Raw genomic sequence first — 17599 nt, forward strand, 5'->3', positions numbered from 1 at the left:
ACTTACTTGAAACAAATTGTACAGTAAATCAAAATGAAGAGTCTAATGAAATAAAGCTAAAATTTTTAAAAAGCAATTACGATAACAAGTCCCCAGATGATATATTGGTATTCGTAATATAAGATAAGGAGTAAAACTATGAATGAATTTAATAAAACGTTGACATTTGTAAATGAATTACTTTATGAACCTAATCATTTAACTATAAAAAACATCCGAGAGGAATCCCAAAATTCTGATTATGGGGCTGTGGTATTTCAGTTAAATTCTAAATCTGTAAGATTTAGAGTCGCAAAAATAACACCTAACAAGGTGGGACAGTTTGTTTCCTTTTGGGAAAAGGATGAAGCTAATAAAAATCAAGCATTCTCATATGATAATGCCACTGATTTACTGGTAATAAACACTTTTAATAATACTGGTGATTTTGGCCAATTTGTTTTTCCAAAAGAAGTTCTTTTAAAACAAAACATCCTTAAAACGGCTAATACAAAGGGGAAAATGGCTATTAGAGTTTATCCTAGTTGGGATACTCCCACCAGCAAACAAGCAATAGCAACTAAAAAGTGGCAATCACCATATTTTGTTAAAATGGAAGCTACTACTAGTTTATCAATTCATGAGCTATTAAAATTATACTCCTTCTAAAATTAGATATCATTAACTGTGTCATTCAAATATTTACTGTACATTTCGAGGGCATATGCAGTAGCTCATTCCACAATTGGGCGCAATTCTTTAATAAAGAATACGTCTTTTTCCATTAAAGGGCCATTTAACGGAATAAATCATGTTAAAATTGAATCAATTAAAAAGCGAAGGTGGGAGGGTTCTAATAATATGAACCCTCACAATCGATTTTTCCTTATTTTTACAAGGGTCTTTTTGTGGTATTAATATATATTTGAAACTAAATGGTTAAAGTAGTCGTATAAGGTATTATAGATTAGAGGAGGTCGGAAAAATGGATTATACTAAAATCTATAATGAGGAACTGATTGCCTTAGTAAAAGAGAAAATAAAGTCCGTCGGTGAAATTAAAGCGGTGAAGTTTGTGAGAGAACAAACAGATATGTCTTTAATACAGGCAAAAAAATTTGTAGATTTTTGTAAAGAATAGACATAAAAATTAGAGTCACTAAACTGTGGCTCTAATTTTTATTAAAAGTATCTTCAATAGTCATTGAATTACTAAATAATAAACTTCGACAGACGTAAACTACGATATGTTTCTGTCATTTTTTTGTGCTTTCATTCCTATGACTATCAATGTTTTAAACGTGAATGTAGTCCGTTCCCAATAAAAAATGGTTTAAAAAAAGAAAAAGAGATTTTATTAAACGAGAAAATTGTTAGTATATATACTACCTAAAATAGATATAGAAATATATGAGAAAACGCTATTAATAATAAAAAATAGTTATTCAACAATTGGGCGCGATACTGTAATAAGGATCAGCGCTTATTTTCATTAAAGGGCATATTATTGAATAACAACCTTTCAAATCGTTATCAAACGAGCGTTTGGGAACAATTTGATTACAACTTATGTCTATATTGTAAAAGGGAGGTATCATTATGTGGTTAATATTAGGTCTTATTGCTATAGTAGCAACTTTTATAAATCTTTATATGTATACAACAGGTAAAGATTATAAACTTGCGATGGCAATAGGGTTATCATTTACAGCATTGACACTCTGTGCAGAACATAGCCTTGTATCTAATTGGGTAAAAGTTGAAGATTGGGTGGCTTTATTGGATGTTGTACCTACTATGGAAAAGGCATTATGGTTTCTAGTAATTGTTTCTATTTTTCTAAATGTAGCACCTTTACTTTTAGAATTAAAAAATAAAGGCTCTGTTAAAGGTAATTGTTGATATTTGATAAATGTCAGGATTCAACGTGGAATGAAGCCTCGTAAAAGAGGTGAGAAATCTAAACATAGGGGAATAAGCAAAGAACAAGTCTGTGTTCTCGTTGCCAGAGACCGAACCAATGCAACTGTCTCAAAAGTTGCTTGTATGGGGCGTATTGTTAAAACAAAAGGTTCTAAATTGTCTAATGAAAACGTGCTTGTAACTTGGAGAGCGTATAAAACCAATGCCAAAGAAAAGGGCTTAGAGTATTATCTGATTAAATCAAACGATGGAAAGCACATTATTAAAGGCTTGTATCACATCCAAAATGTCAACGGTTTCCATTCTTGCTTAAAAACAATGGATAGGTCGTTTTAAAGGTGTAGCTACGAAATATCTTGATAATTACCTTGTTTGGTTCTTATTTGTCGATAGTCGCAGTAACGAAAATATCAATCAGCATAATAAAGATTTTTATTATCATCATTAGTATTTGAAATGATTGACACCTACGATAGTTTGAGACTATCAAAATTTAGTGTGTAGTCCTTATTTAAAATAGAAAATTACGAAGATTCGTCAAGTTATTACATTTACTATTACATTTGAAACAAAAAATGAAAGGAGGTAATATATTGAAACAATATAAAGAGTTTTATCCAATCATTTTAACTTTAGTTTTGTTCTTAGTTGCATTATTTATTTTCTTTGTATTTAGGTCTCCGAATATAAATCTATGGATTCCAATTTTCTTATATGTTTTGATAGACATTGGATTTATTGTGTCGTTAATTTTAGGGATCAAGTCTAAAAATATAACTGTAAAGGTGTTCAGTATTCTTTCAAACATTACATTTATGATACCGTTATCAATATTTATATTTCTGTTACTGTTGGCAAATGGAATTTCTGGACCATAAATCAAGGAAACTCGTTAGGGCTTCCTTAATTCGATTTTAGCTACAACAAAACTAGCTTCAGTTCAAAAAACATAGGCGCCGACATCTTACTTTCGTAAAATGCTAGCACCTATGTTGAGAAATGGTTTTTCCCAACCTCTATCAAATTTCCATACCGCTAATTAAAAGCCCTTTGCAGCTTCCTTCAAGCCGAGTACGACGTCTAATTGCTCCTCATACTTATCTTGCGTTGTATACTTACGATTCAATTCAATATGTGCTAGCATTTTCTCCACTAGCTTTGTATACGAAAAATCCGGTTGCTCAAAAATATTAATATAACCCGGCTCATCTCGGTGTCGAATACGCCAATGCCCATTCCCATCCTGATACGCATTCGCTATAATTTCCTGTACCGCCACCTGCGTAAACATAACTATGTGTTCCTTCATCGATAGCCCACTCATATAGCTTTTCACCGACTGTGGTGCATCCTCTGGGAAAATCCCATTATCCATATTCGCCTCTGCTGCCTGAGCCTCTGCCGCCGCATTCACTCTCTCTAGCGACCCTTGATGACCACTTAGCTCTTTCATATAACGCTCATGACCAATCAAATCGCCCTGCCTGAAAGCGACAATCGCCTTATGCTCGAGTTCAATCATTTCTTTAAACGATAACTCGCGTACTTCCTCATTCTGACTATTATTACGCTGCTCTGCTGCCTGCTGTGTCACAACAAGTAGATTACCAAAATTCGCATCGTATCCTTGCTTCGCCACCTGCGGATAAATATTCATTACCCCACCTTGTACCGCCTGCATCTTCATCCATTCACACCTACCAATAATATATTAATTATTATATACATCGACAAACACACAATAATTTCCATATGAATTAGTAATCCTTTTTAAAGAATTTAGTGATTAAATTTATTTGTTTTATACAACCCAAATACAAATAACGTTCCCAAATCAAAGTTTGGAAACTCATTAAAAGGCCACGAATGCTGTTAAAACAGTGTTTTGTGGCTTTTTGTATGAACAGTATCTAGACAATTTTTTAACGATGAAATCTGCATTTTCAACCGGCTCCTCAACTTCAACTAATAGGGCTTAAGTTGATTAAGCATCTCTGTTCTTCTTCCACTCCCATGAAAATAAAATCTCTGGGACTACAAACGCGACCTTTATATTTAAAAAAATGGTAGCGCCTAACTTCATACATTATTACTCCTGATACTTTCGGACTTATTCAAAATGATTATCATCAAGGAAACTTAATTATTAATGAGGAAGGTAGTATAACTACAATTGATTTTGATGACTGCTCATTTAATTGGTATGCTCAAGATATTGCAGTAGCTTTCTATTATACAAATCCCCTTTTTATGGATACTGGTATTTTAGAAGGATGGCAAGGATACACCTTACAAAGCTTAAAAGACAAAATCAGATATCAAGTACCATATGCAGGTATTAACGATTTTTCTATTTTTTTATAGGTAGTTTCAACATGCACATTACATTTTGTTGATACACTTATTCATAATGAGGATATTTCGAAGAGAACGAGAAACTTTCATTAGAGAATGACTATAAGAGTATAGGATTGATAAATATCTTAGTTATTCCATTAAAGGGCACGATACTGTAATAAGAATCAGCGTTTATTTTCATTAAAGGGCCATTTAATTGAATAAATGAATATCTGCATCTGTTATAAAGATGCATTTTTTTGAAAATGTTGTAACGAAATCAATAATTTTGTGATACATAGTTGAATGGCCAGACGGAAAAGGGAGGGTGGCAGTGGATAAGGACAATATATACCAAGATTATGGGGATTTTATTTTTAAATACTTGTTAACTTTGACAAACAACCTTGATTTAGCAGAGGAGCTAACTCAAGAAACATTTTATCAAGCGATTAAATCCATTAATAACTTTCACGATAATGGTAAAGCCAAGTTTTCTACGTGGCTCTGTGCAATTGCTAAAAACGTATGGCTGCAAGAATTAAACCATAAAAATAAAAACCAACAATTGAAAGACTCAATAAAAAATGAAAGCACAACATTTTACGACTTGGAAGATGAGTATTTAAAAAACGAGGATAAAGTTATGTTTTTTAAAAAGGCTCATCAACTCAGTGAGGATAAACGAGAAATACTTTATTTAAGATTGTTGGGTGACTTATCGTTCAAAGAAATTGGTTCAATTTTTGAAAGGACAGAAAACTGGGCAAGAGTGACTTTTTATAGAGCAAAACTTGAAATCAGAAAGGATGAGTAAGGTTATGAAACATAGTGTATTTAAGGATTTGGCTCCTGCTTATATTGATAAATTAACAAGTGAAGAAACAAACGAACAGATAGAAAAACATATGAATCAATGTGAAGAATGCCGAAATTATTTAAACAAAATGAAGGGAGATTTATTTTCAGAAGATGAAAATGAGAGAAGAAAGGATAAAAGGAACATTGATTATTTCAAAAAGGTACGCTCCAAAAATAGAAAAAAGATTTTAGTTATCGTCTCATCACTACTAGCAATGTTTCTTGTTCTGATAACTGCTTATTACTTTGTGTTCGTAAATATGTGGCAAGCAACTTCCAGTGATGTTGAAACAAACATTCAGAATCAAGGAACAATGGCTACACTCTTATTCAAAGCAAAAAAGGACAATCATTATATAATTTTAACAGATGCAAAAACGGCTGAGGGATATACACATACTATATTTGTATATGAAAAAAGAAACGATTTCTCTTCTCCAGCGAAACTCTTAAAAGATGGGAGTGGCATTACTTTCACATTTGAAGATGAAAACACATTATTACTGTACAATGGGAAGAAGAAGAAACTAACGGATGAGGATAAGATAACTATACAATATAAAGATAAAACCGATGTAATACCCATAAAAGATTTATATGATAAAGGTAACGATGCTGAATGATTTAAAAATGGGATAGAAGTTATATTGCAAAAGGGCGCTATTGTTGAATAAGCTGTTCTGTTCTTCTTGAATTCAAGGAGTCAAGGATTGTTAAGTAAATAAGAACAAAGTAAAAGCGGTCCTCCACCAGATTAGATAGTGGAAGGCCGCCTTTTATTATAAACACAGTGACCATTTATGGTTGGTTACATCTGAACTAAAAGATCTATTTAGCTTATGAAGCTTTACCAATGATTTCATAATTAAACTCACAATGTCATTACAATTTGTTATTAAGATTTGATATGTATGATGAAATGATGGAGAAATTGATGAAGAACAACTGAAAAATCGATAATTTTGAAAATACATTAATTCAAAAGGTTGTCAGAACTAAGCCTGTTATTCACTTGTTTTGAGCCTTTGTCTTTGTAATGCCAGATTTTTTAATCTGTCATTTTACTCTTTATCTGAATTTTGGGTTTTGTCATAAAATATAACAAGAAATCGTTGGCTGATCTGAGTTAATTGACATGAGTGATAATTGATTAAATAGCTGTAGTATCCCAAAATATACTAATTCCAAAAGCTACTACTACTCCAGCAAAAATCCAACCCATAGCATATTATCCTTTAGACAAATAATTCAATCAAAATCGCTCATAATAATGAAAAGGACGTGATGACTATTCTAAATGAGAAGAAGATATCAAAGTTAAAAAATATGTTAATTGAGCAAAAATACTCGCTCCAACGAAGAATGGATACAGATGATGAATATTTAGAACGAGGTAGTTTACGGGATTCTGTTGATGAGTTGTCAACAATCGATAATCATCCAGCAGATTTAGGTACCGAATTATACGAACGTGAAAAAGATATGGCGTTAAAAGTCCATGACGATGATGAGTTAGCAAAAGTAAATTCCGCCTTACAAAAGATTGAGGATGGAACCTATGGCGTATGTGAAGTTTGTCAACAAGATATCCCATATGATCGATTGGTGGCACTGCCTTATACCTCTTTTTGTATTGAACATACTGCAAAAGACGTGCCAACAGATCGACCAGTTGAAGAACAAGTGATGCTTCCTCCAGTTGACAATTCTTTTTCTGGCCGAGATGACAAGGATGATATTCATGATTATGAAGATATGTTTCAAGTTGTGGCAAAATACGGAACTTCCGAAACACCGTCCGATTTTGAAGGGGATTTTGAAAATTATGATGAATTATATGAAGACCCTGAAGAAATTGCCGTTAATGATGAATGGGATTCCTACCATATCTCCGAAACAGATGAATTAACACGCCAAGTATCCATTCAGGAAGTAGAACAGGCGAGAAAATTTGATTATTTAGAGGATTAAATGTGGGATCAAAATAAATCTTAAGGCGTTATTGAAGTAACAGGTGCTTTAGCTTAAAAAACGATATTCCAAAAACGGGCGCATTTCTTTTGTAAGGAATGTGTCTTTCTTCATCTAAAGGGACTTATTGCGGAGGATTGATTTAACTATATTTCTATTGGGGGGTGTGAAGGAGGTGGGTGTTATTTATAGGAGTAACGTTTCTCTGCTAACGTGATCGGCGTGTTCGAATGGAATAGAGTATTCTAAATCAACACAGGAACTTCGAAGATAAGAAACAATCCAAGCCTTTTTTCGTTTCATATATTACGGGGAATATGGAAGTATTCTAGAGGAATATAAAGAGTATGATCAGTATTTACTTTAAACTTTATTTTGTTTGATGGGTATTCCACCATGTTTATCATTTTTGATAAAATCAAACAAATATTTTTTTACAAAATCACAGACTTCTTTATTTTGTGCCTTGCTTCCACCTACTACCTTGGCTACTATAATTGTAAATAAATAATTAATTGGGATAAATAAAGCAGTTCATTATGATGAACGCAGCGCTTTTGTTTATACAATTGAAGAATAAACACGATTGCAGAGATAGATTCTTATATAGCCAATGTCTCTAAAGAGTTGTTTCATCAACAGGAAGTCGTTTTACACAGTACGTCAAACTATTCGATGGACAGTATGAAACACTCTCAGTTCTATGTTCAGTAAAAGTTGGAGGAATAGAAAATCTATGAACATATCTTTAAACAAAACAAAAATGTTACTTGCATTACTCATTTTGTTAGTAACAATCACAGGCTGCACCACAAAAAATCCTGTATCTTCTAATGAAGATCAATCTATATCTAATCAAAACCAAAGTACTGCTTCTAAAACCGAGACCATAAATGAAACGTCACTTGCAGAAGTGACGAACATACCATCAAACCCACCGGTTGAGTATGATCCTGCCTGGCCAGATCGAACGGTAAAGTCTTCTAGAGGGCATCTTGTGAATAGTTGTGTTCCAGATAAGCTACGCGATAAAGCAACTACATTGAAAACCAGTGATGGGGTATATTTGTCGGCACTTGTGCTTGGTAGCGGAAATAAAGGAGTCCTGCTTGCGCACGAGCAAGGTTATTCCATTTGCTCTTTTCTTGACATAGGAACTGAACTGGCAGACAACGGATATTTAGTTATTATTCCTGAATATCGTAATCACGGTGCCTCACAGAAGATCCAAGTTAATGAACATATAGAGCTTGATGCAGATGCAGCCTTAAATGAACTCAAACGAATGGGTGCTAAAAAAGTATTTTTGGCAGGAGCATCATGTGGCGGTACAACCGCAATCGTTGCAGGAGTTCGTCAAGAGCTTCCTATTGAGGGCCTAATTATTCTTTCTTCTCCTGCACAATGTTCAAACCTTGATGCAATTCCAAGTGTCAAAGAGATTAAAGCGCCATCCTTGTTTGTTTTTTCACCTGGTGATTATGGAGGCAGTATTGAAAAACATGTGCGTCAATTATATCAAGAATCTGGAGCAACTGATAAAGAGCTAATTGTGGACGAGAGCGGTTATCACGGAACAGATATGTACCATATGGGGCAGGATGGTGACGTATTAAAGTCCCGACTCCTTGACTTTGTTAAAGAGGAATTTAAATGATATGAACTCAACGATGCTTTACCCCTTTGGATAAGGTTATCTAAAGGGGGTTCTTATAATGAAAGAAAAAGTAAATCAGAATCAAATGATCGATTTGATAATTGTTGAGTAACAATAGAGTTGTTCCACAATCGGGCCAGTTTGTTGAATAACATGCTTTTATGAAAGGTTGCCAAACGACGCTTTGGAGACTATGTACATTAACTAGAAAATGTATTTCGTTTCTTAGTCGAATTAGGAGATGATGTTTAAATGTTGGAGAGTGAAAGATTAATTTTAGTTAATTACACAGAAGATGATATTAGTTTTTTAGAGAACTTGCTAAGTAATCCTAATATGGTGAGGTACATTGGAAATGGAGAAGTTCGTAATAGAGAACAAGCTAATAAATTTTTCGAGTGGATAATTGAACATTATAAGTTGAATAGAAATTATGGTTTAAAACTTATAAAAGACAAAGTCACAGGTAAAAAAATAGGACATGCTGGACTTGTACCTCAAATTGTTGAAGAGGATCATTATATAGAGGTAGGATATTGGATTGAAGAGAATTATTGGGGAAAAGGATATGCTTCGGAAGTGGCTCTTGCCTTGATAAATTATGGATTAAATGAATTAAAACTTCCAAAAATCATTGCCCTAATTCAAAATGGGAACATTGCTTCAGAGAAGGTAGCAATAAAAAATGGTTTGAAAAAAGAAAAAGAGATTTTATTAAACGAGAAAATTGTTAGTATATATACTACCTAATATAGATATAGAAATATATGAGAGAACTTTATTAATAATAAAAAATAGATATTCAACAAATTGGGCGCGATTGTTGAATAACATAGGAAGAAAATAATCAATCTTAGTATTACAATAAAAGACTCCATTTTGATCAATTTTTTTTCAAAATGGAGTCTTTATATTTATAGAAAAATGCTGGTTTGAATATTTTAATCAAACTCTATTACAAAGCTACATCGGTACGTCTGCAGCACCCGATCCGGCCTACTGTGCACATGAAATTTAACATGAAAATACAGAGGATTTAAAAATGTAGAGGATATGAAAATTGAAGAAATAGGGGGGCGAATCGCACTATACGTAAAATTGCCAAAATGCCCAGTTTTATAAAAAGAAAAACTAAATACCTATCTTAATAAATGAACTGCTCCGTAAATGTTAGTCACTAAACTAACATTTACGCGGTGTTTTTATGTCGCATTTGACACGAAAAGCGAAGCGTTGTTAAAGGTATCCGCTTACCTATGGCAGCCGGATACCAAGCTTGTTCTAATTTAGCGGATAATCGTAACGTATGAAACCATTGTGATGAGCAATCTTGTCGTAAAGAGCTCGAGCGGTAGTATTGTCATAACGAGTTTGCCAGTAAAGTTTAGTAGAGTCATGTTCACGAGCAATTTGAGCTACTTGCTCAATGAGTGCACGAGCAACACCATGCCCGCGAGCAGTTTCATCTACGAAGAGATCTTGTAAGTAACATGCTTTTTCCATCCAGATTGTGCCATGGAATAGGAAGTGAGTGAAGCCGACCAAGTTTCCTTGAAGGTATGCTCCTAAACCGAAAACTTTTTGGTCGCTTAGCAAGTACTCCCAAACTTCATCGTAACTCTTGTCTGGGAGCTCCGTTTCGTAAAATGCTTTATAGCTCCGTGCCAAGACATTCCATCGACTACGATCTTCAGCTTTGAGGAGCGCTATTTTAATTTCAATTTGTTCGTTCTTTATCTTTGCCGTTTGGTAATCTCCCTCCAAATTGTAGTAGTGAGTAGTGAGGTATTTAATTGTGGAGTTTAGCAATATTTTAAATGATCCTAAACTTTATATTAATACAACCTAACTATATATTATTAAATCAATTATGGAAATAATTTGTTAAAGTTAGTTGCGCATTTCACATAATTTGTAATAGAAGAGAAGGTACTTGTTCAACTCCCATGAAAGTAGAAAAGGTTTGAATCACTTTACCTTCTGGTGTCATAAAACATGCGGTAATCGAATCCTTATGAATATCCATGCCACATGCACGTTCAATGATGACTTGCATTAGAAACATCCTTTCTACGGCCAATTAAATTAGAGGCTGGTGCAGTAACCAGAGTAGGATGAACCTCCCATGAGTGCTTCCCATGAAGGAGCGACAGTCAGTGATACCATGGTCGTTGGAGTCAGACTAACGGAAGGGCTCAAGACTCCATAGTTTATCGACCTTCCTCTCCCAGCCGTAGTATTCAATACCCGTTCTGAATACATTTTCATTTTCTGTGGTGTAGCGCTGGTTTTTACGCAACATGGATGGCTAACGGGACAGATTAGTTTAATAAAGACTGATACAATAAATAGATTGCCATGTATAAAAATCTAAGGGAGAGACGCAAATGGAAAACTTTGAAGATCTTTTGCCAAAACATAAGCATGATCATGATAGAATAGAAATGATTAAAAAAATGAATAGAGATAAAATATTGCCTTTACTGCCTAACCTTCTCGAATGGATTCAAGATATGAATTGGCCAGTGGCACCAAGGGTATTAGAATTACTTTTAACTTTTCCAGATGAAATTGCCCCACATGTGCAAGATGTTTTATCTTCAGATGATGATAACTGGAAGTGGTTTATTCTACATTTTTTGATTATCAAATTGCCGGTAGAGTCTAGAGTTCAGTTTAGAGAGTATTTAACAAGAGTGGCTGAAACACCTACAGATAATGAACTCGCAGAAGAACTTGATGAAATTGCAAAAGAGATTTTGGAAACAATCTAAAAAATATCCCTAATCAACTAAACCAGCTAATAGATTGGCAATAAAAATCTTTTAAATTAATAAACACTTCATCTATACTTAAAAGCGCGCAACCCAAATAACCCTCCGAATTCAATTTGGAAGGTTTTTGTTGTTTTTGAAAATACTGTTACTAAATGGTTTCTTGGAATGGTGTTTTTTTGAATGAGAATTGAAACGATATTTTCTAAGATTGTGACAGGAAATACATATGAGCGAATGGCCATTGTTGCTAATGGTGGAGTAATTAATAATATATTATGTGCTTTATTTTAAAATTGGAGATACAGGAATTAGTTTAATTGAACTTACTGATAAGGAAAAGGTAATTCACTTTATAAATGATACGAATCATTTAGGGAATATATAGGATATTTTCTTAAAAATTTTGTTCAACTTTTTAAGAAAACACACTATTTAATCAATAGAATCCCACCGTTAATTTTAAAAGGGTGGGTTTTTATAACGAAAATCAAAGTTTACAGGATACTTTTAATCAAATTTTATTTCAACGCTACGGGAGGAAGTTTATTTGAGGACAGATATAGATAATTGGGAATCAATCACCATAACAGAAATTAATAAGCTCTTTTCTATTATTCCAATTAAATGGGGAATTGCAGGGGGATGGGCTTTAGATTTACATTTAGGCAAACAGTCAAGGGCACATGATGATATAGATGTAATAATACTTCGAGAGGAACAATTGACTGCCTATAATCATTTGTCAGGTGATTGGATTTTATACAAAGCAGAGAATGGGAAACTTGTTCCTTGGCAAGAAGGCGAGTTTTTAAAAACCACAAATGACATCTGGGTTACAAAAAGCAGTAGTTCTCCCTGGGCTTTTCAAATTATGTTAGTAGAGACAGAACAACAATCCTGGATTTACAGGAGAGAAAAATCTATTCGAAGAAGATTAGAGGATATATTTTTAAGAACAGATGATGAGATACCTTACCTGAGACCCGAGATTCAACTCCTTTATAAAGGTGGTAGTTCAAAGGTTAGAGAAAAAGATTTTCAAGATTTACAAATTATGCTTCCATATTTATTACCTGAACAAAGGGATTGGTTAAAAATGACTTTGAAAAGACAATTTCCAACTGGTCATTCGTGGCTTGATTATATCTAAGTGTGAAATATGATTCAAAACATAAATTGAACCAAATCTTAAGTGAGCTGTGTGGTAACTAACAACAAGAATTAATTGGAATAATATAAATGAAATCGTAGGGAGAATATTCTTCCTACTTTTTTTCTGTGAAAATGTAAATTATTTAAGCTAAATCATGAACTAAATTGTCTAATGTATAGAAGGGAGTGAGTTACATTATTCGTTTAATTAAAAAAGCTCAAAAAGGAAATGAAAAAGCCTTTTTAAAACTTTTTCAAATGTATGAAGCAGATATATATCGAATGGCATTTGTTTATTTAAAGAACGAAGAGGAGGCTCTAGATATTGTACAAGAAACTGCTTATAAAGCGTTCGATAAAATTGAAGGCTTAAAAGAACCTGCGTACATTAAAATATGGCTTATTAAGATTACCATTAGTAGTTCACTGAATCGTTTAAAAAAGCTAGAAAAGATTGTGCCTATGCAAAATGAATACATAGACAATATACAGTTTGAACAGGGTGACCATACCGTTAAAGTCTTGCTACAACAGATATTAGAAGAATTAACAAGCGATGAAAAAGGAATTGTATTACTGAAATATTACGAGGGCTATACTTTTCAAGAAATTGCAGACATGCTCCAAATCCCATTAGGAACAGTAAAGTCCATCCTATATCGTGCATTGAAAAAGTTACGTGTTCAAGTAGAGGAGGCAGATTTTTATGGATAAGTTAAAAGAATCAGTGAAGTCGATTCCATTGCCACAAGATTTACACAAAAGAGCGAAAATGGGTGTTAGCCAAGTAAAGAAAAAAAGGAAGAAACCATGGCTCATTCCATCAGTGGCCACCGTATTTTTAGCTAGCTCTATTACAGTTGCTGCTGCAATGAATGACGATGTAAAAAATTTGCTATGGCATATTAGCCCAGAAATAGCGGCATTACTTGAACCAATAGAAAGTACTGTTGAATATGGTGGGATAAAAATGGAAATTATTTCAGCGATGCAGGATGAAGATATGGCCGTCGTGTATGTGACAATGCAGGATATTGAAGGAAATCGTATTGATGAAACATTGGATATTTATGATTATTCCATGTCAAAAGGACGGTCTTTTACAGTTGAAAGAATTGGTTTTGATCCTACAACGAAAACAGCTTTTGTTCGATTTACGTCGTTTAATGGGAGTAGTACAGATAAGTTTAAGCTAAAAATCCGTTCTTTTTTAAGTGATAAATCAGTGTTAGAGGATGTAACATTCCCATTGGATCTACAAGATGTGGAAAAACAACAAACAGAGATTTTGCCAGATGATACAATTCGAGGAAGTGGTGGAAAGTCCCCTGAAGGAGATGCATATGTACTACCAGCGGGTATATTGAATATTCAAACACAACTATACGACAGAATGCGAATTACAAATATAGGACTTCATAATGACAAACTATATGTGCAAACAGAGTGGACCGCCAATAATGCGATTGAACACGGAGAATTTTATTTAGTGAATCCAGCTGGGCAGAAGATTCTACCAACAGTGAGTTATTCTTACGGGAGAGATGAACAAGGAATACCAATTTATGCGTATAATTATGAGGAAAATGTCTTTAATGTGAAGGATATCAATCTAGCTGAGTACGAGTTGAAGGCAAAGATTTATACAGCTGGTCAATATGTGGAGGGAGATTGGGAAGCATCCTTCAAACTCGAAGAAATGAGAGGGCAGTCGGTACCATTTGCTATGGACTTTGGTGACTGGATAGCGAAAGAGCTGAAGATTTCTCCACTGGGTTTAACGATTATAGGGGAAGGCGATGCGACAGAAACAGAAGAATTAACGGCTACAATTGTAAAAAAAGACGGAAGTCATAAGGAATTAACAAGTTTAGTTTCCTTCACGGATGAAAATCAAGTGAAACTGAAGTTACTATCAGAGGAGCCATTAAAGCCTGATCAAATTAAATCCATTATTATTAATGAATTTAAAGTAAATTTTTAATATAAGGGGACGTTTTTGGTAGCGTAAATAATGAAAATTTATCAGGAGGGAAAAATTGGTTAAGTATATATTGCAACTTATAATTGGAATTTTTATTTTAGCTGTATCAACATTTATTGCTTGGTATGAGGGAAGTGCCATTATAGATAATTCTTTAGAATGGAAGTATTCAACACCGTTTACAGAATTATTTAACATTGATATTACAAATGGGCGTGATATTAGCCAACTTGATTATTTTGTTTATTCAGCTAAATTCCAGCCTTTATTCCCTACTATTATGATGGTTTGTGTACTCTACATTCTGAGTGTAATTGGCTATTATCTAATAAAACGCAATCCTAAATGGGCTATTGGCTTTTGGGGATTAACAGGTTGTATATGTATATTACTTAGTGGTTTAATTTTTAATTCACCAACTATTGGAGGGAGAATTTTTTTCGGGATGACTTTTATAAGTGGAATTTTAAGTATGGCAATTACCGTTATAGTATGGTTAAGAAATTCCAAGCATTATCTGATTGTTAAAACGAAAAGTTTGTGAAGAAATGTACTTTAAGTAACGGGCGCTTTTCCGTAATAAGGAAAGCGTCTTTATTCATGAAAAGGGGGCGATTGTTGAAGATCGTCGGTAATTCAAAAAAACTTACCCGTTTTGATCAAACTTTATTCCAAACCAACATAACACCCGAACCAATTACGGCACAGCTATGAACGCGTATGATTCATAACGGTACGCCAATTGAGGTCATTCAAAGTTTACTGAGTCATGAAAAGAGTGGGACTACAAAGATATACACTTCCTAAGCGGAAAGCTAAGGATTTTTACAGTAAATACTTTGGAATATAACTTTAATTTCAATTAAAACACTCATGTAGAAATTGGGTGTCTTTTTTATAGGGCCATTTTGTAGAATAGTGTATATAGGAATGAACGAAGGAAAGACATTTCTAAATGAAATTTTTGAAACTATGTTTTATTAATTAACTGTAGATTTGAAATAAAGTCACAATATAAGATGTTTATAAAAAAGTATGACTGAAAATTTTGATTTGATGTGCAGGATTTTTTTCAATAAACGTCTATTCTTGAATAAAGTAATTGTTTAAATCTCCTAATTTTGGGATAATTTCATTACAGGTAATTTAATGAAATGATAATTTCGTAAAAAAGGAGTAGTTAACTTGTATTATATTTTCAACTTTATATAACCAACAATAAGAGGTCCTCCTCCTTGATAATAATATATATCATATTAAATACAAAAATCATAAATGGAGGTCATCGAACTATGAATGGACAAGATTTGAAACGTAAACAACTAGATAAGGTATTAGACTTCTTAGAACAAAATAGGTTATTTAGCGGGGTTGTATTATTAGCTGAGGAAGGTAAAACATTTTACAAGAGAGCTATTGGCAAGAGAACTAACTCAAGTCAACATTCAATTGATGCAGTCTTTGATATTGCCTCAATTTCTAAGAGCTTCACGGCAATGGCAATTATGATACTAATTGAGGAGAAAAAACTTCAGCTAGATGATAATCTTAAAAAATTTTTTCCTTTTCTTTCTTATGAAAATATAACTATTAAAAATCTGTTAACTCACACTTCTGGACTTCTAGATTACATGGAATGGTTTGAAGATCCAGGTAACTGGGACCCTAATAGAATTGCTACGAATAAAGATGTAGTTAAATTTTTGAAAGATGAAAAGCCAGAAGTGTTATTCCACGCGAATGAAAAGTGGGAGTATTGTAATACTGGGTATGTATTACTTGCAGAAATCATAGAAATGGTTTCTAAAATGGGGTACGGAGAGTTTTTACAGAAAAGAATATTCACACCTTTAAATATGTTCAATACATCAACACATTCGCAATTTCTAGATAGCGATATTGAAAATTTTTCGTTAGGTTTTATCTATGATTGGGAACAGGACTTGTATAGACTTCCAAGTGAAATGGATGAACATAAGTACGTTTACTTCCTTGATGGTGTTAAAGGTGATGGCGGTATAAAATCCACTGTAGATGATCTGCTAAAATGGGAGCGTGCTATTTATAATAATGAACTGGTATCAGAACAAACAAAGGAAAGTATTATAGATCCAGTTTTCATTAAAGGAGAAGCTGCTAATGGGTATTGTCCTTGTTTGCACGAAGATTTCGGGGGATATGGACTTGGGTGGAAAATAGAGAACCATCCTCAATATAAGAAGATTATTCTTCACGAAGGATATTGGGCAGGTTATTATTCAGGGTTAATTAGTTACAAGGATAGTAACAAATCTATAATAATGCTAAATAACTTAGACTTTACGGATAACGAATTAAACAAGATACCATATTTGTTAACGCTTACGTTAGAGAAGATTTTATTCGGTGAAAAAGCGGGAGTACAAGTGTTTGAACAATTAATCATGTTAAATCGTTAGAATAAGCAAGGGAATTGTACCCTTAAAGGGCAATTGAATAGAGCAAGGGCCACAAAAAATATCAAACTTTTTTATAAATAGCGTATATATAGGATGAGAAATTTATGGAAAAGGAAAAGGTATTTCTTTGTCTGTTTTACTGTTTCTCTGATTCCATTTTGTTTGAAAAGATTTTTCCTGGGAGATCAGGAGCAGCCAATTAATTATATAATCTAAGGGGTAGTTATACGAAGAACTATTCCCTAAGATTTGTTGCACAGTTTGACCGCAGTCTTCCGAGTGCAATTCTTGAAAAACACAGGTAGAAAATAATCAAACATTTTTATTAAACCCACTCATTTTGACTAATCTTTTTTTTCAAAATGAGTGGGTTTCTTCTATTCTATAAAAAACGTTTGTAGCTTATTTTTCATCTTTACTCATGACCTACACCAGAAGCTTAACTTAGATAAAAAAACAGTGGAACTTTTTACTTTTATTGAAATGATGAAAGTATAAAACTCCAGTTGTTCATAACTAG

General features: G+C 33.4%; 17 protein-coding genes and 3 pseudogenes. 17 read left to right on the top strand and 3 right to left on the bottom strand.

What is annotated here, in order from left to right; translation table 11 throughout:
• The first annotated feature begins 138 nt into the window (after positions 1-138).
• The 4 genes and pseudogenes from AC2CGN_RS13365 to AC2CGN_RS13380 all read left to right on the top strand — a co-directional run.
• Positions 139-648: a MepB family protein gene (locus AC2CGN_RS13365; RefSeq protein WP_484514326.1), complete on the top strand. Its 510-nt coding sequence runs from the start codon at positions 139-141 to the stop codon at positions 646-648.
• Between the two features lie 316 nt (positions 649-964).
• Positions 965-1120: a hypothetical protein gene (locus AC2CGN_RS13370; RefSeq protein WP_162832712.1), complete on the top strand. Its 156-nt coding sequence runs from the start codon at positions 965-967 to the stop codon at positions 1118-1120.
• A 458-nt stretch (positions 1121-1578) separates the two neighbouring features.
• Positions 1579-1881 (top strand): hypothetical protein, encoded by a 303-nt coding sequence (locus tag AC2CGN_RS13375; RefSeq protein ID WP_484514329.1) that lies wholly within the window; start codon positions 1579-1581, stop codon positions 1879-1881.
• 27 nt (positions 1882-1908) lie between these two features.
• Positions 1909-2406: pseudogene (locus AC2CGN_RS13380) on the top strand (IS1595 family transposase); the annotation flags it as partial.
• A 535-nt stretch (positions 2407-2941) separates the two neighbouring features.
• On the opposite strand, the gene AC2CGN_RS13385 reads toward AC2CGN_RS13380, so the two are convergent.
• The gene (locus tag AC2CGN_RS13385; RefSeq protein WP_484514331.1) at positions 2942-3589 is read right to left on the bottom strand and encodes a hypothetical protein; all 648 of its coding nucleotides are present in this window, start codon (positions 3587-3589) and stop codon (positions 2942-2944) included.
• 386 nt (positions 3590-3975) lie between these two features.
• Between AC2CGN_RS13385 and AC2CGN_RS13390 the strand changes: the two are divergent.
• From AC2CGN_RS13390 to AC2CGN_RS13415, 6 genes and pseudogenes are all read left to right on the top strand, one after another.
• Positions 3976-4266 (top strand): annotated as a pseudogene (locus AC2CGN_RS13390) (phosphotransferase); the annotation flags it as partial.
• 307 nt (positions 4267-4573) lie between these two features.
• A complete protein-coding gene (locus tag AC2CGN_RS13395; RefSeq protein WP_429987582.1) occupies positions 4574-5056 on the top strand; it encodes an RNA polymerase sigma factor in 483 nt (160 codons plus the stop codon).
• 4 nt (positions 5057-5060) lie between these two features.
• Positions 5061-5723, top strand: coding sequence for a zf-HC2 domain-containing protein (locus AC2CGN_RS13400; protein WP_429990010.1), 663 nt, complete (start codon positions 5061-5063; stop codon positions 5721-5723).
• A gap of 667 nt (positions 5724-6390) precedes the next feature.
• Positions 6391-7071 carry a TraR/DksA C4-type zinc finger protein gene (locus AC2CGN_RS13405; RefSeq protein ID WP_429983989.1) on the top strand — a complete coding sequence of 227 codons (681 nt, stop codon included), beginning with the start codon at positions 6391-6393 and terminating at the stop codon, positions 7069-7071.
• Positions 7072-7807: 736 nt separating this feature from the next.
• Positions 7808-8728 carry an alpha/beta hydrolase gene (locus tag AC2CGN_RS13410; RefSeq protein WP_484514334.1) on the top strand — a complete coding sequence of 307 codons (921 nt, stop codon included), beginning with the start codon at positions 7808-7810 and terminating at the stop codon, positions 8726-8728.
• Between the two features lie 252 nt (positions 8729-8980).
• Entirely contained in the window at positions 8981-9478 is a 498-nt protein-coding gene (locus AC2CGN_RS13415; RefSeq protein WP_484514336.1) for a GNAT family N-acetyltransferase, read from the top strand.
• Between the two features lie 531 nt (positions 9479-10009).
• Here the strand turns inward: AC2CGN_RS13415 and AC2CGN_RS13420 are convergent.
• Together AC2CGN_RS13420 and AC2CGN_RS13425 are read right to left on the bottom strand one after the other, a co-directional pair.
• Complete coding sequence (locus AC2CGN_RS13420; RefSeq protein WP_484514338.1) at positions 10010-10537, bottom strand: GNAT family N-acetyltransferase; 528 nt, start codon at positions 10535-10537, stop codon at positions 10010-10012.
• Between the two features lie 94 nt (positions 10538-10631).
• Complete coding sequence (locus tag AC2CGN_RS13425; protein ID WP_484514466.1) at positions 10632-10784, bottom strand: hypothetical protein; 153 nt, start codon at positions 10782-10784, stop codon at positions 10632-10634.
• 331 nt (positions 10785-11115) lie between these two features.
• Here AC2CGN_RS13425 and AC2CGN_RS13430 point away from each other — a divergent pair, with 331 nt between their 5' ends.
• The 7 genes and pseudogenes from AC2CGN_RS13430 (at position 11116) to AC2CGN_RS13460 (ending at position 17079) form a co-directional block, all read left to right on the top strand.
• Positions 11116-11502 carry a DUF5071 domain-containing protein gene (locus tag AC2CGN_RS13430; protein ID WP_484514340.1) on the top strand — a complete coding sequence of 129 codons (387 nt, stop codon included), beginning with the start codon at positions 11116-11118 and terminating at the stop codon, positions 11500-11502.
• A gap of 183 nt (positions 11503-11685) precedes the next feature.
• Positions 11686-11890 (top strand): annotated as a pseudogene (locus AC2CGN_RS13435) (histidine phosphatase family protein); the annotation flags it as partial.
• A 162-nt stretch (positions 11891-12052) separates the two neighbouring features.
• Positions 12053-12655, top strand: coding sequence for a nucleotidyltransferase domain-containing protein (locus AC2CGN_RS13440; protein ID WP_484514342.1), 603 nt, complete (start codon positions 12053-12055; stop codon positions 12653-12655).
• 188 nt (positions 12656-12843) lie between these two features.
• Complete coding sequence (locus AC2CGN_RS13445) at positions 12844-13371, top strand: RNA polymerase sigma factor (protein ID WP_484514344.1); 528 nt, start codon at positions 12844-12846, stop codon at positions 13369-13371.
• Complete coding sequence (locus tag AC2CGN_RS13450; protein ID WP_429985568.1) at positions 13364-14641, top strand: hypothetical protein; 1278 nt, start codon at positions 13364-13366, stop codon at positions 14639-14641. The genes AC2CGN_RS13445 and AC2CGN_RS13450 overlap by 8 nt, the downstream gene beginning before the upstream one ends.
• A 55-nt stretch (positions 14642-14696) precedes the next feature.
• Entirely contained in the window at positions 14697-15185 is a 489-nt protein-coding gene (locus tag AC2CGN_RS13455; protein WP_429982168.1) for a YjdJ family protein, read from the top strand.
• Between the two features lie 748 nt (positions 15186-15933).
• Positions 15934-17079 (top strand): serine hydrolase domain-containing protein, encoded by a 1146-nt coding sequence (locus AC2CGN_RS13460; protein WP_484514347.1) that lies wholly within the window; start codon positions 15934-15936, stop codon positions 17077-17079.
• Positions 17080-17599 lie beyond the last annotated feature (520 nt).

This window comes from Lysinibacillus sp. DFXJR4 (genome assembly GCF_057196045.1).

Bases quoted from the DNA above. Each gene is read 5' to 3' on its own strand.
- AC2CGN_RS13430 (WP_484514340.1), top strand. From the start codon at position 11,116: ATGGAAAACTTTGAAGATCTTTTGCCAAAACATAAGCATGATCATGAT.
- AC2CGN_RS13410 (WP_484514334.1), top strand. From the start codon at position 7,808: ATGAACATATCTTTAAACAAAACAAAAATGTTACTTGCATTACTCATT.
- AC2CGN_RS13425 (WP_484514466.1), bottom strand. From the start codon at position 10,784: ATGCAAGTCATCATTGAACGTGCATGTGGCATGGATATTCATAAGGAT.
- AC2CGN_RS13370 (WP_162832712.1), top strand. From the start codon at position 965: ATGGATTATACTAAAATCTATAATGAGGAACTGATTGCCTTAGTAAAA.
- AC2CGN_RS13450 (WP_429985568.1), top strand. From the start codon at position 13,364: ATGGATAAGTTAAAAGAATCAGTGAAGTCGATTCCATTGCCACAAGAT.
- AC2CGN_RS13400 (WP_429990010.1), top strand. From the start codon at position 5,061: ATGAAACATAGTGTATTTAAGGATTTGGCTCCTGCTTATATTGATAAA.
- AC2CGN_RS13460 (WP_484514347.1), top strand. From the start codon at position 15,934: ATGAATGGACAAGATTTGAAACGTAAACAACTAGATAAGGTATTAGAC.
- AC2CGN_RS13415 (WP_484514336.1), top strand. From the start codon at position 8,981: ATGTTGGAGAGTGAAAGATTAATTTTAGTTAATTACACAGAAGATGAT.
- AC2CGN_RS13365 (WP_484514326.1), top strand. From the start codon at position 139: ATGAATGAATTTAATAAAACGTTGACATTTGTAAATGAATTACTTTAT.
- AC2CGN_RS13385 (WP_484514331.1), bottom strand. From the start codon at position 3,589: ATGAAGATGCAGGCGGTACAAGGTGGGGTAATGAATATTTATCCGCAG.
- AC2CGN_RS13375 (WP_484514329.1), top strand. From the start codon at position 1,579: ATGTGGTTAATATTAGGTCTTATTGCTATAGTAGCAACTTTTATAAAT.